12 protein-coding genes and 1 pseudogene are annotated in these 12,249 nt (G+C 53.6%); 5 read left to right on the forward strand and 8 right to left on the reverse strand.

Features of this window, described 5'->3' with window-relative positions; all coding sequences use genetic code 11:
* Positions 1-49 precede the first annotated feature (49 nt).
* On the forward strand, positions 50-553 hold the full coding sequence (gene folK / locus AC19YY_RS02955; RefSeq protein WP_164823656.1) for a 2-amino-4-hydroxy-6-hydroxymethyldihydropteridine diphosphokinase: 504 nt from the start codon (positions 50-52) through the stop codon (positions 551-553).
* A 165-nt stretch (positions 554-718) separates the two neighbouring features.
* On the opposite strand, the gene purU is transcribed toward folK, so the two are convergent.
* The 5 genes from purU to AC19YY_RS02980 form a co-directional block, all read right to left on the reverse strand.
* Positions 719-1,573 (reverse strand): formyltetrahydrofolate deformylase, encoded by an 855-nt coding sequence (purU, locus tag AC19YY_RS02960; RefSeq protein ID WP_068578968.1) that lies wholly within the window; start codon positions 1,571-1,573, stop codon positions 719-721.
* 66 nt (positions 1,574-1,639) lie between these two features.
* The gene (locus tag AC19YY_RS02965; RefSeq protein ID WP_265535112.1) at positions 1,640-2,770 is read right to left on the reverse strand and encodes an aminomethyl transferase family protein; all 1,131 of its coding nucleotides are present in this window, start codon (positions 2,768-2,770) and stop codon (positions 1,640-1,642) included.
* A 31-nt stretch (positions 2,771-2,801) separates the two neighbouring features.
* On the reverse strand, positions 2,802-3,818 hold the full coding sequence (locus tag AC19YY_RS02970) for a heme-dependent oxidative N-demethylase family protein (protein ID WP_068578973.1): 1,017 nt from the start codon (positions 3,816-3,818) through the stop codon (positions 2,802-2,804).
* Positions 3,819-3,838: 20 nt separating this feature from the next.
* Positions 3,839-4,777: a PDR/VanB family oxidoreductase gene (locus tag AC19YY_RS02975; RefSeq protein WP_068578975.1), complete on the reverse strand. Its 939-nt coding sequence runs from the start codon at positions 4,775-4,777 to the stop codon at positions 3,839-3,841.
* The gene (locus AC19YY_RS02980; RefSeq protein ID WP_141698208.1) at positions 4,774-5,322 is read right to left on the reverse strand and encodes a dimethylamine monooxygenase subunit DmmA family protein; all 549 of its coding nucleotides are present in this window, start codon (positions 5,320-5,322) and stop codon (positions 4,774-4,776) included. Before AC19YY_RS02980 ends, AC19YY_RS02975 begins: the two co-directional genes overlap by 4 nt.
* A 325-nt stretch (positions 5,323-5,647) precedes the next feature.
* On the opposite strand from AC19YY_RS02980, the gene AC19YY_RS02985 reads away from it, so the two are divergent.
* From AC19YY_RS02985 to AC19YY_RS02995, 3 genes are all read left to right on the forward strand, one after another.
* Positions 5,648-6,625, forward strand: a complete 978-nt coding sequence (locus AC19YY_RS02985; protein ID WP_265535113.1) for a sensor histidine kinase — start codon at positions 5,648-5,650, stop codon at positions 6,623-6,625.
* On the forward strand, positions 6,622-7,305 hold the full coding sequence (locus AC19YY_RS02990) for a response regulator (protein ID WP_068578979.1): 684 nt from the start codon (positions 6,622-6,624) through the stop codon (positions 7,303-7,305). The genes AC19YY_RS02985 and AC19YY_RS02990 overlap by 4 nt, the downstream gene beginning before the upstream one ends.
* Before the next feature lie 103 nt (positions 7,306-7,408).
* Positions 7,409-8,047 (forward strand): PAS domain-containing protein, encoded by a 639-nt coding sequence (locus AC19YY_RS02995; RefSeq protein WP_164823657.1) that lies wholly within the window; start codon positions 7,409-7,411, stop codon positions 8,045-8,047.
* Positions 8,048-8,100: 53 nt separating this feature from the next.
* On the opposite strand, the gene AC19YY_RS03000 is transcribed toward AC19YY_RS02995, so the two are convergent.
* Entirely contained in the window at positions 8,101-8,919 is an 819-nt protein-coding gene (locus AC19YY_RS03000) for a molybdenum cofactor biosynthesis F family protein (protein WP_500603849.1), read from the reverse strand.
* 392 nt (positions 8,920-9,311) lie between these two features.
* On the reverse strand, positions 9,312-10,328 hold the full coding sequence (locus AC19YY_RS03005; protein WP_068578985.1) for an MsnO8 family LLM class oxidoreductase: 1,017 nt from the start codon (positions 10,326-10,328) through the stop codon (positions 9,312-9,314).
* A gap of 322 nt (positions 10,329-10,650) precedes the next feature.
* Here AC19YY_RS03005 and AC19YY_RS03010 point away from each other — a divergent pair.
* Positions 10,651-11,247: pseudogene (locus AC19YY_RS03010) on the forward strand (acyl-CoA dehydrogenase family protein); the annotation flags it as partial.
* Positions 11,248-11,491: 244 nt separating this feature from the next.
* On the opposite strand, the gene AC19YY_RS03015 reads toward AC19YY_RS03010, so the two are convergent.
* Positions 11,492-12,247: a TIGR03747 family integrating conjugative element membrane protein gene (locus AC19YY_RS03015; protein WP_236361762.1), complete on the reverse strand. Its 756-nt coding sequence runs from the start codon at positions 12,245-12,247 to the stop codon at positions 11,492-11,494.
* Positions 12,248-12,249: the final 2 nt, after the last annotated feature.

The following is a 12,249-nucleotide window of genomic DNA, read 5'->3' on the forward strand; positions in this document are numbered from 1 at the left end:
CCGCCCCAGAACTCTGTTCTCGGGCGGAGTTTTTATTTGGGGAATGCAGATGCTCGCATCCACGAACAGTCGCGATGCTTACATGTCTGACCCACGGCCAGCGGTGGAAGTGTTTTTAGGGGTAGGGAGTAATACTCAGCGCCAACGTCACCTGCGTATAGCCATTTGCGACCTACAGCATATTTTGCGAGACATCCGTTGCTCTCCAGTCTATGAAAGTGCTGCGATTGGTATAGAGGCTCCGGCCTTCCATAACCTCGTAGTGCGTGGCACGACGTGCCTGCAGCTTCCGAAGCTCAGCCGTGCGCTCAAGGAACTTGAGTTAAAACACGGAAGAAATAGGGAATCACCTGCAGTGGTTACGCTAGATGTGGACATTTTGATTTACGGTGAGCGGGAAGGATGCATTGATGGACGAGTGCTTCCTTGTGACGAACTGATAACGCGTGCTTATGTGCTCAAACCAATGTCCCAACTAGTCCCGGAAAAGTTGCATCCGCTGACTGGTTTGTCCTATGCAAGCCTGTGGGCAGAATTTGAACTCAAAGACTGAATTGGCCTGCTCTGGCGGAACGCTCAGGTCTTGAGCGCCGGTGGGGATATTTGATATCCAATAAAAAAGCGGGCCGAACCATCGACAGTTCAGCCCGCAAAGCCGCTCCTGATCAGGCATTGTTGTCTGGTACCAACAATTCAGGGGCGCTTTTCCCGAGTGGAGTCAGGAGAAGATGACAGTCTTGTCACGGTTGATGAATACGCGGTGTTGCAAGTGATATTTCAGGGCTTTGGAAAGGGCAATAGTTTCGGTATCGCGACCAATTGCAACAAGTGCATCAGGATGGTATCCGTGGTCGACACGTTGTACTTCCTGCTCGATGATCGGGCCTTCGTCCAGGTCGCTGGTAACATAGTGGGCGGTTGCGCCAATCAATTTCACGCCTCGATCATAAGCTTGGTGATAAGGCTTGGCGCCCTTGAATCCTGGCAAGAAGGAGTGATGGATATTGATCGCGCGCCCCGACAGTTTCCTGCACAGATCGTCCGACAGAATCTGCATGTAGCGAGCCAGCACAACTAGCTCAGTACCCGTATCGTCGACGATCTTCATCAGTTCGGCTTCTTGTTGCGCCTTGGTGTCTTTGGTGACCGGCAAATAAACGAAGCGGATACCTTGGCGTTCAGCCATTGGACGCAGATCCAGATGATTGGAGACGATGGCCGTGATTTGCATATCCAGCTCACCTTTATGATGGCGATACAACAAGTCGACGAGGCAATGATCAAACTTGCTGACCATGATCAGCACCTTGGGTGGCTGATCCGAAGAAAAAAGCTCCCAAGTCATGTTAAACGGAGTGGCATTTTCATCGAAGCCCGCGCGCACACCTTCAATGTTAGGTTCGCAGCCATCATTGAAGCGAAATACGGCGCGCATGAAAAAGTTGCCAGTGAACTCATCATCAAATTGAGACAGTTCGCTGATGTAGCACTGTTTTTCAGCAAGGTAAGTGGTAACGGCGGCTACGATGCCCGAACGCGCTGGGCAGCTGATTTTCAAGATGTATTGGGTCATGGATTGGATTTCTTTACGAACGGTTAACAGGGTATCCAGGGCGCCTGCGAGAAGCGCCCGGAGTCATCAGCCTTTAGCGATACGCTTTTTCTTTTCGGGATCATCGAACGGCATGTCGTGTGCGATGGCACCGACTTCGAGGCTGCCTTTCACACGTAGCGGTGACCCATGCACGGCTACAGATTTATTCATTCGTGCAATTGCCAAGGAGCGTTTAGTGAGACGCGAGTACATGGGGCAAGTGATCACGCCGACGTACTGCCCGTCCTGCCATAACGTGTCGCCAGGCTCAGCGGCAACATCCGCGTCGAGTAATACGCCAAAAATCTTGAAGCGTTCCTGATTTTGCAAGCGATAGTGTTCCGTCGCACCGCGGAAATCCTGCTTGCCTGGCGACACCGTGAAATCGAGTCCCAATTCCCACAGCGTGTCGCCCGCTTTCTGGTCGGCAAACGGATACATTTCGGAGTTGTCGTAGGGGAAAAACAGCAAGTAGCTTTCGGTACGCAGCCAGTCCAACGCGGTAAATGCGCAGGGAATGATGCCTCGATCCTTGCCCTGTTCAAGGATGCTGTCCCAGATCAACGGAGCATCGGCAGCCTTGCAGAAAATTTCATAACCGCGCTCACCCGTATAGCCGGTACGCGAGATCATCACCGGACGATCGAACAGCTTGGTCTGTAGGTGATGAAAGTACGGCAAGTCGCGGATACCTGGCACGTGCTCAGCCAGGAAGTCGACGGCTAGCGGGCCTTGAAGGGACAGGTCGTGGAGGTCATCGTCGAACAGTACGGCGACTTGACGACCTTGAGCCTGACGAACCAGGATTTCGTGACCATTCCCCGCGCCATGTACCACCATGAACGAGTTGGGTCCAGTGCGGTAGATCACGCAGTCGTCGGCAAACTTGCCTTCATCGTTGAGCATGCAGGCGTAGACGGATTTACCCGGATAGACTTTGCTGATGTCGCGAGTGGTCGCGTAACTCAGCAGACTTTCTGCATGCGGCCCCACGTAGTGGACTTTCTTGAGGCCTGACACATCCATCAGGCCCGCACGGGTGCGGATGGCCTCGTGATGGTCAGCCAGATCCGTTGCATAGGTCCAGGCAGTGCCCATGCCGTTCCAATCTTCAAGATTTGAACCGAGCGCCAGATGGCGCTCACGAAGAGCGCTAATGCGCCAAGAGTTTGCCATGATCGTTTCCTTCAGAGAGTGGTGGGAAGGGTCAAACTTGGACGTCGAACTGGCTCAACCACTCAACGAGCGGTTCGCGGTAGTTGTTCATCCCCTTGTACTCGGCAATCGGCTGCGGCAGATCGCGTAGAACGCGATGCAGTCGCGTGGCCCAAGCCGGATTGGTGGTCAGTTCGTTCATACTGGCCAGATAGGTGCGGATCCCGAACATCATTGCGTTGCTACGAGGCAGCCTTGCAATGAATTGCTGTTCGACGCGCAAATGCACAAGCTCGCCAGCATTTTCAGTCGTGACACTGCTTCGATCCTTTCCCCACTCGTGGAAAGTCTCGGGTGAGGTGTCCATGCGTGGGTTGATAGTCAGTGTCCAGTTCAATCTCCGTACTGGCTTGTCGACTTGAATATTGAGCAGGTACTTGAGCGCTCGATCGAAAATACCCAGATCGTGGGCCAGCGGCACCGGGGTGTGCCATTGTTTGAAACTCATGCCCGCGTCGAATGCCAGCGACCAGTCGGCCGGGCAGGTAATCATTCCTGCGTCCATGAACAGATCACCGTCACGCTGGTCCAAGAGGGCGACATCGCCTTGCACTTGGCGACTAATGAACTCGAGTGGCTCATAGGGCAGAGTTGTCGCGTCGCCGAAGGTAAAATGCTGATCAATGTCTAGTACATGGTTTTGCCAATGCCAACGATTACCCGTTTGGTTGAGGGTAAACAATTGCGGATAGTCACTGCTCAAATGCTCCATGTACATCTGCAGGGCATCCCACGCCGCGGTTTGCATATGAGGCATCACAAGATAGCGACGCGGATCATTCTGCAGCACGAGCGCACGCTCGGACATTTCAGACCTGTAGTGCTCGTCGATATCAAACCAATGCTCGTAAACGGAGCCTGGATCCTTTGACGTGGCAGGCTCAATGTTCACTGAGTACATGTACTGGTCTTCAGGAAACGGGAACGGAAACCGAGCGATTGCCTCTGGACTGTTGCGGTAAGTGAAATCGCCTCGAAATGTCTCGATGGGTTTCATTTTCAAAGTCATGGTAAAGCTCCAACTGCCGTTCAGAGGTCGATAACGAGTGAGTTGCCACAGCCGCGCGAGACACAGGGCATCAGGCTGCCGCTGCGTTCGATGGAGGTCAGGAAGTTGTCTCTATGATCAACATCGCCGTCTAGAAAACGGGTTACGCATTGCCCGCAAACGCCGCCGCGGCACATGTTGGGGATCTCAAACCCTTGGGCTTCAAGCGCTTCGAGGAGACTTTCGTCACCTTTCACTTCCAGGATTTGTCCCCCACGGGCCAACTTCACACTGAAGGGCTGGCCAGCTTCTGCGCTGGAGAACGCCTCCCAATGGATCCGACCAGAAGGCCAGCCGATGTTGCTGGCCTGTTCCTGAACACTGTTGATAAGCCGCTCCGGACCACATGTGTAGAGGTGACAACCCAGTGGGCGGTCGCGCAGGATGGTCGCTACATCGAGAGGGCGTTCCAGGCTTTCATATAGATTCAGCTTGTTACCCAGGCGCCCTTGGAGATGATCCAGGTAAGCATCCGTAAGACCTTTTCGGTAGGCGTAATGCAGCTCGAAGGAGGCGTGCTGGGCTAGCAGATGTTCGATGTAGGATAGAAACGGGGTTATTCCGATGCCGCCAGCAATCAGGACGTGATGTCTACCTTGTGAGTGAATAGGAAACAGGTTGGCTGGCTTGGTGAGTCGAAGCATATCGCCCACCTTCACCTCGCTGTGCATGTAAGCTGAGCCACCTCGAGTGGGGGACTGCAATCGAACTGCGATGCGGTAAGTGTCACATTGGGCAGGATCGCCCACGAGCGAGTAAGCATTTCGAAGCGATCTTTCCTCCAGAGGAATGTGCACCTGGATGTGACTTCCCGCCGAGTAAGTCGGTAGTTTCGATTCTGTGGGTTCGAAAGTGAATTCACGGATGACCGGCGTGATGACGCGCACATCCTTGACCCGGACATTGATGAAATTGTTCATGCAACATCCCGCCCGTAAGGCTCGTCGGCGTTCAGACATACACCCAGATAAGCACCTAACCTGCGTGAGAAGTGCGCTCGCACTTCGAGTTCGACTCCACAGTTTTGGCAGGTCACTGTGTGTCGTACCGGCTGCGTTTGGAGGTCTGCGCAATGAACGCAATAAATCAGTTGATGGGTTCTACTTCCGGAATGGCCAAGGGTTATTTCTTCATTTGAAAGCCCTTGGGCAACCGCCAGCGCGTGCAACGTCCAGATGAATGATTCATCGCCGAACAGGTAAAGATGGATTCCGATCCTGGCATCTCGTAGCACATTGAACAGCGCTTGGTGCAGTTCGTTCTTATCTGCAATGGAGGGTGATCCGATGCTTAGCGAAATTAGATCGGTTTCAGCGCCGACTTCCATAATCATCCGGTCGCGGACATCGCTATCCGTCCCATCACTCACGAATACGTGTCGTGTGGCATACCTGTTAAAAACCACAGGGGAATACAGCGGAACGCTTTTGAATGGAGCATGAGGACATACATTTGAATCAGCCATAGCTGCTCTCCGTGATCAACTCTCTGCCGGAATAGGTCCGGCTATGGTTTCGTCATGGGCAGTCTTAAAAGTGTGCAGTGATCGACCGTGTGAGGCGTTTGCCGCCTTCTATTGGTGCTGCTTGAAATGCTGAGCCAACCAGTCATCACTCCGTATGATGTAATTTCCTGTTGGGATATATAGTTTCCTGCCAGGAATCGCCCTGCAAGCTACTCCTTGGCAGTACCGCTAAAGAGGTAGAGGCGCGGATGGGGTACGAAAATTGCTCTGTTCTTCCATGACTTTGATCGCGTGATAATTTTTAGGAGGGCGCTTGACTACTTGCATGGCGAACGATTGCCCTCTGGATCAGCAGGCGCAATATCGGTTACAGATCGAGTTGCTGTTCGCGTTGATGAATCGCGTCGACCCGTTGGACGCGGTACAGACATTCGTGGATGCCATTTCAGGCTTGATCCCGCCAATTGAACTTGAGCTCGAGTTCGTCGATCAGTCGCTAGAGTCCGAGGACACCGCAGTGCGTATCCCGCTTTCTGGAAACGGTGTTTTGAGCCTGGCAGCCAAGGGTGCTAATTTGCCGAATGTCCGACCGTGGCTGATCGAAATAGCGCAGTTTATAGACAAGGCGTTAGGGACCGCGCATGGGTTTGCCTCAGCATCGGCCGTGGTAACGTCGACGTCGGCGCCGGCATCGATGATCGCTCGCGACCTGCATGATGGAGTTGCTCAGGAACTTGCCTACCTATCTCTGCAAATGGGCTTGTTAGTACGCAAAATCCGCCAGCCTGAAAAGGCCAGGCCGCTCGCTGAAGAGTTGAGGGCTGGGCTGAGCCGACTTCAGCGCCGGGTCAGAGAGTTGATCAGCCATGCTCGATTAAGCCTTAGCGGAAAATCGTTGCGACAGTCCCTCAGCGAACTGGTGCACGAACTTTCACCGCGCAGTGACATAGTCTTCAATCTGGACAATCGTCTTCCGGATGGCCTCTTGGGTGCCGAGGTGGAACTACAGTTAATGCACATTGTTAGGGAGGCGCTTGTTAATGCAATTCGCCATTCCCGCGCGAAGACCGTCAGCATTGAGTTACGAGCCAACTCCCCCGGCTATGTGCTCATCAAGGTCGAGGATGACGGCGTGGGTTTGCCGCCGAGCGTGCAAGGTTCCGGACACTACGGCATCACCATCATGGAAGAGCGCGCTGCCTCGATTGGCGCTGACTTCGCAATCGCCATCAGGGAGGAAGGCGGGACACGCATCCGTCTGTTCTTTCCAATCACCACTCACGCAGAAGAAGCTAGCCATTGAGCCAGACATCAATTGTACTCATCGATGATCATCCGCTGCTGCGTCGAGGGCTGGCCGAAATGTTTGCCGACACCTGCGACCTCGATGTGATTGGACAAGCAGGGGATGGGCAACAAGGCATTGAGCTGGTGCTCAGGCTCAAGCCGGATTTTGTGCTGCTGGATCTGCACATGCCCGGCATGAATGGATTGCACGTGTTGGAAGAGCTCAAAAGGTTGAAGGTTACCGCCCAGATAATCGTACTGACTGCGGAACTCAATCGAACTGAACTTCTGTGTGCACTTCGGCTGGGGGCTGAGGGATTCATATTGAAGGATACCGACCCGGAGATTTTGCTTGAATACGTTCGCTCTTGCGCTACCGGCAACGCTACCTTGAGCGAAAGTCTGGTGGCTTTGGTCGCCGAACATAATTTTGAGACGGGTACTGTTGATACTAATGCTGTCGAGCAACTGAACTCGTCACTCACTAATCGCGAAAGGCAGACGTTGATGCTAATCGCCCATGGCCGGAGCAATAAACTGATTGCGCGCGATATGCAGATCAGCGAAGCAACGGTGAAGGTCTATGTAAAAAGCCTGATGCGCAAACTCAAAATGCGCTCCCGTCTGGAGCTCGCAACTTGGATGATCCAAAACTCGCCTCCGGCGTCAGGTGGAAAACCCAATGTCTCTCACTGAATCTATGCGCGAGCCAGAGTGGTTGGATGCCCTCCCTGTTCCTGTGATAGTGGTGGGAGAGGACGGTCGAATAGTGCGTCACAACCGTCATTGGAATGGGCGAATGCACTGCACCGTTGGCGATTTTTTTGAATCGGCGGTTCACCACGAAGACAAGGGGAGGTGGCTGGACTTGCTAGTGAGCGCTCGGCTTATGCCTGGTGCACCGCAGACCCTCGAGCTTCGTTTCATTGACCGAGCGAGCAAGCTGCTTTGGGGCGAGGTCAGCTGCCAGTGTCATGAGGGGCAGCTCTATCTGACCTTTATTGATCGAACAGCGAGCCGCCAGCAGGCCATCCAGATGCAGGCCGACTATCGAAGTGCCACAGACCTGCTTCATAGTCTCCCTGCCCTGGTGTATCGCGGGAGAATCAACCGTGAGTGGACGATGGAATTCGCAAGTAACGGATGCGAGGCACTGACGGGGTATAGCGCACAGTCTATTCGCGACGGCATAAACGGAACCTATGGTCAGCTTATCCTCCCTGAATACGCGGATTATATTTGGGAAGGTGTACAGAGTGCCCTCATGCGAAAAGAGCCTTACGCTCTGACCTACAGAATCCGCTGCGAGAATGGGGAGGTGAAGTGGGTACTGGAGAAGGGAACCGGTATATTCACTGACAGTGGCGAACTACTCGGGATAGAAGGCCTGATTCTTGAAACTGCACCCCCTTCATCCGCTCTTTGGTCGAGAGAATGAAGGAGTTTTTCCGCCTCAAGGCTCTGGCGGGATAATGCGCGTGATCTTCTGTTTCATTCTTCAAAAACGGTCGGATACCGGGTTGCATTAAGAGGCGTCGCCTTGGAGCCGAACGTCAGGTGAATCAGCTTGGCGGGCTTGGGATCCCAGCAAAAGAAACGGCCGATCGAGCGCATTTGTTTCAAGTCCACAGCGATCACCGACTCGACTGGCATAATCGTCTCGGTCCAGAACAAAACGTAGAGGTCTTCAGCTACGTCGAAATACGCACACTTTTCCACATCCGCGAGACCTTTTTCAGCGCCGTTCACACAGTGCCAAGCCATGGTTTCGGGACCGAAATACACATGTTCGTACCAATCGTCCGAGCTGTAGCGGTACAGCACGCGCTTGCCGACTAAACTGGACGACTGCAGAATCGGAGCGCCTCCAGGTAGGCCCTGAACTACGGCCGTCGCAAAATCAGTACGGGTGCGCTTTTCGCCCTCTCGATCATAAAAAGATGAAACGGCTGCGAGCACATCGCCGGTTTCAAGTTTCCAAATGAGCGTTGCCGACTCTTGGTAAGCCGGTTTCAAGAATTCGACGAAGAATATTCCGGTGCGCACTTCGACCGCTTCATACGTGTCGGTCGACGTGAAACCAGTACCTTCGCCTTCAAGAATGGTCCACTTCAAAGTGGTGGCATCAACAAAATTATGTTCAATCACCCAACCGTTGTCGAATTGCAAATTGACGATTTTCCCCGCCAGTGCAGCTGTTGCCGGGTATTTGTGCTCGCCAAAACCGTCGGCCATTTCCGCTAGAGTTGGCCATTGCTCTTCAGGCACGTAGCGCTGAAGTTTGAGTTCTTCGTCAATCTGATAACTCATGGGGGTCTCCTGATTAAGACGATGGAGGCTTTCGAAAACTCGATGCTATGAACACGCCGCGATAAAGTCTTGGATATCCATGCCATGGCTTGGCTGCTAGTGACAATCTCGTGAAATCAGGCGCACCGTTGCATTCCTGTGCCGCCGAGCAGGGGGGGCAGGTGTTCTTAACAAAGACAATTGAAGTTGGTGGCCGTTGCTTAAAGGTGCTCACTTTCTCCACCGATCACGGAACATGGAGATTAATTATTCCGAGCCCGTGACAGATTCTCAACCATCACTATTCGCGATGCCAGATGCGCAGGTTTTTAAAGGCAGCGAAGAATTAGAAAGGGCGGGGTGCTGACAGAGCAACTCGTTCATGCTTAGGCCCCGCACAGTTCTCGACAGCGCTATTTCGCAAGGAGTGCTTGAGCGAGATGTTCATAGCTGGCGAGCCTGTCTTCAAACCCATGGGTCACGGTGACAATTCCTGCTTCATGCGTGCCAAATGATTTGCAGAGTCGGAGGATTTCCGCACGGCAAAATGAGGCCGAGCCGACGATCATACTCTCCAGCATCTCATCAAATTCAGCACGCAAAGCTGCTGTCATTCGCTGCCTGCGGCGCTCGACTTCCTCTGGACTTAAAAGCGGTTCTCGCGGGCCGCGGCCAGTCATCAGTTTACGATAAACAGCCGTGCCTGCGATGAATCGGGCTTGTTCATCCGTTTCAGCACAGACAACCGCAAGTGCCAGTAGCCGCTGGGGCTTCTGATCATGCCCCGCGTTGACCAGCGCTTGATTGTGATGATCAAAAATTGCCGGCGTGCATGTTTGTGGGGCAATGAACCGAGCCAACGCCAAACCCATTCCCAACTGCCCGGCCAGGCCGGCGCTGCCTCCGCCGGATCCCAACATCCAGAGTGAAGGACACGCGCCGTCATTGGGCGGAAAATGCAATTGCGAAAAAGGGTGGGCGGCCGGAAAGCTGTTTCTCAAGTAAGCGCATAGTTGTGCTGCTTGCTCTGGAAAGTGATCCACGTCACTTAGATGCGCGGGGAATGCAAGGGCGGCACTGCTCAACTGACTGCCTCCTGGCGCGCGCCCAACTCCAAGGTCAATGCGTCCAGGAAAAAGCGATGTCAGAAGACGGAAGACTTCTGCGACTTTGTAAGGGCTGTAATGAGTCAGCATTACTCCGCCACTGCCTATGCGCATGTGTTTTGTATGGCTGGCGATGTGAGTCAGAAGAATTTCGGGCGCCGGACCGGCAAACTGAATGCTGCTGTGATGTTCAGCGAGCCAATATCGATGGTAGCCCAATGTGTCACAGGCTTTCGCTAGCTCCAGCGAAGTGTGCGGGGCATGGGTTGGGGGGCGATCGCCATGTATCGGTGTTTGGTCGATCACAGTGAGTTGCACTGACATGGTTGTTGCCTCTTTATCCAGACTGGGATGACTCGCGTGAGGTGACGTTCGTCACCGCGCCGTTTCGTGACATTCTCGAGATCGGCATGTTCACAGGCGTTACTCAGCGCTGCAAGCTTTGGAGGCATACACTATGAAAAGTGCAATCTTCCATCTGGAAGGTGCATTTTTCTCATCGGCGTTGGCTTTCATACTGGACTCGTATTCTTTTAGTGGTTGTCTTGCAATACCAAGTTGACTAGGGGCTCACCTTGCTCAGTTCGTCACGCCTGTGTTTGTCATGAACGACCGCAACGCATCCAATAATAAGCAGAGTCGAACCATGAAAAAGCCTAATCCCTTGCTCGAAGACCTCAAGTCCCTTCTGCCGACTATCGCCGCCAACGCCTTCCAGGCGGAAGAGGACCGCCAAGTTCCGGCCGAAAATATCGCGCTGTTGAAAACTATCGGCATGCATCGCGCCTTTCAACCGAAGAAATTTGGTGGCATGGAAATCTCCTTGCCGCAGTTCGCTGATTGCATTGCTTTGCTCGCGGGCTCTTGCGCAAGTACTGCTTGGGCCATGAGCCTTTTGTGCACCCACAGCCACCAACTCGCGATGTTCTCTGCCCAGCTGCAGGATGAGATCTGGGGCGATGATCCGGATGCAACCGCCAGCAGCAGCATTGCTCCCTTTGGTCGTACAGAAGAGGTCGAAGGCGGTGTCACGTTCAGTGGTGAGATGGGTTGGAGCAGTGGCTGCGATCACGCCGAATGGGCGATCGTGGGCTTTCGTCGCAAAAACGCTGAAGGTACTCAGGATTACTGTTTTGCAGTGCTGCCTCGCAGCGACTATGAGATCCGCGATGACTGGTACGCCATCGGTATGTGCGGCAGTGGCAGCAAAACGCTGATCATCGACAAGGTCTTCGTCCCAGAGCTACCGTGGACTGGAAAAAAATACGGCGCAGTTGTTCAGTCTGTTTGGGTTGGCCAATCTGGTGCTGGCCAAGCAGTATTTGCAACGGACGGCGGGATAAATCCGCCTGAAAGGCGGAGCTGGCCCGCTAATCAGCAAAACGAGGGCAGAAATATGCCCCAGAAACGCAAAATAAGGCCGGCAGGTTGAAAGAGCCGGCTTGAAAATGGGGGCGGTGCGAACGGGCTATTTGTTCAGTGTCTCCTTAAAGATATTTTTTGAAGCTGGAGACAGTGATATAGACGGACACACCCAATAGCACCGCACAAGGCAATAGAATCAAAAGTGGGCTAACGCTGATGGGAATGGCTAGGTAGACCGTCCAGGGCGCGATGGTCAGGGGAATGATCGTCCCCCGCGCTTTGTGATACAGGTAGCTGGACTCCCTGCCGGAACCGAATTTACGTAGGTCACGCCGCACCAGGCCATCGACCAAGCCAGTGAACGCCGCCAGTGCGAACAGTGGAATCGTCAATGTCAGAATGACCATTCGCACACAGAAGGTCAGCACGGTGTACAGCGCAGCCAAGCCGTAGTCCTGGAATTTGATCATCACCCGGCCGAGCTCGTAGCGCAGATTGAAGGTGCCCGCTTGTTGTTGCGATGTGGAGCGGGCGTACTGGGTCAGTGCGTTGATGCTGTCCTGCAGGCCGGTTTTCACCATTAGCCAGTCATAGACTGTTTGTGCTAGCCAGGTTGCTGTGCGTCCCGGTTCTTTGATCACAACGCTTTGTAGCAGGTCTTGGGACAGCCAGCTCAATTCATGCTGGAACATCTGCTGAGCATGTTTCCAGCCTGCTTCTGGCCAGAATACGTACATGCACAGCCATTCAACGAGGATGGCGCCCAGCAGTGAGCCGAACATCACTCCAAGGAAGTGAAAGGGCGTTGAAAACACCATACCCAGAAAGGTTTTTTGCCCTTCCTGCTGCTGTTGGGCTTTTTCCGCGATATCGGCCATGG

The organism is Pseudomonas sp. MF09156 (assembly GCF_059862305.1).

Bases quoted from the DNA above. Each gene is read 5' to 3' on its own strand.
- folK (WP_164823656.1), top strand. From the start codon at position 50: ATGCTCGCATCCACGAACAGTCGCGATGCTTACATGTCTGACCCACGG.
- purU (WP_068578968.1), bottom strand. From the start codon at position 1,573: ATGACCCAATACATCTTGAAAATCAGCTGCCCAGCGCGTTCGGGCATC.
- AC19YY_RS02965 (WP_265535112.1), bottom strand. From the start codon at position 2,770: ATGGCAAACTCTTGGCGCATTAGCGCTCTTCGTGAGCGCCATCTGGCG.
- AC19YY_RS02970 (WP_068578973.1), bottom strand. From the start codon at position 3,818: ATGACTTTGAAAATGAAACCCATCGAGACATTTCGAGGCGATTTCACT.
- AC19YY_RS02975 (WP_068578975.1), bottom strand. From the start codon at position 4,777: ATGAACAATTTCATCAATGTCCGGGTCAAGGATGTGCGCGTCATCACG.
- AC19YY_RS02980 (WP_141698208.1), bottom strand. From the start codon at position 5,322: ATGGCTGATTCAAATGTATGTCCTCATGCTCCATTCAAAAGCGTTCCG.
- AC19YY_RS02985 (WP_265535113.1), top strand. From the start codon at position 5,648: ATGGCGAACGATTGCCCTCTGGATCAGCAGGCGCAATATCGGTTACAG.
- AC19YY_RS02995 (WP_164823657.1), top strand. From the start codon at position 7,409: ATGCACTGCACCGTTGGCGATTTTTTTGAATCGGCGGTTCACCACGAA.
- AC19YY_RS03000 (WP_500603849.1), bottom strand. From the start codon at position 8,919: ATGAGTTATCAGATTGACGAAGAACTCAAACTTCAGCGCTACGTGCCT.
- AC19YY_RS03005 (WP_068578985.1), bottom strand. From the start codon at position 10,328: ATGTCAGTGCAACTCACTGTGATCGACCAAACACCGATACATGGCGAT.
- AC19YY_RS03015 (WP_236361762.1), bottom strand. From the start codon at position 12,247: ATGGCCGATATCGCGGAAAAAGCCCAACAGCAGCAGGAAGGGCAAAAA.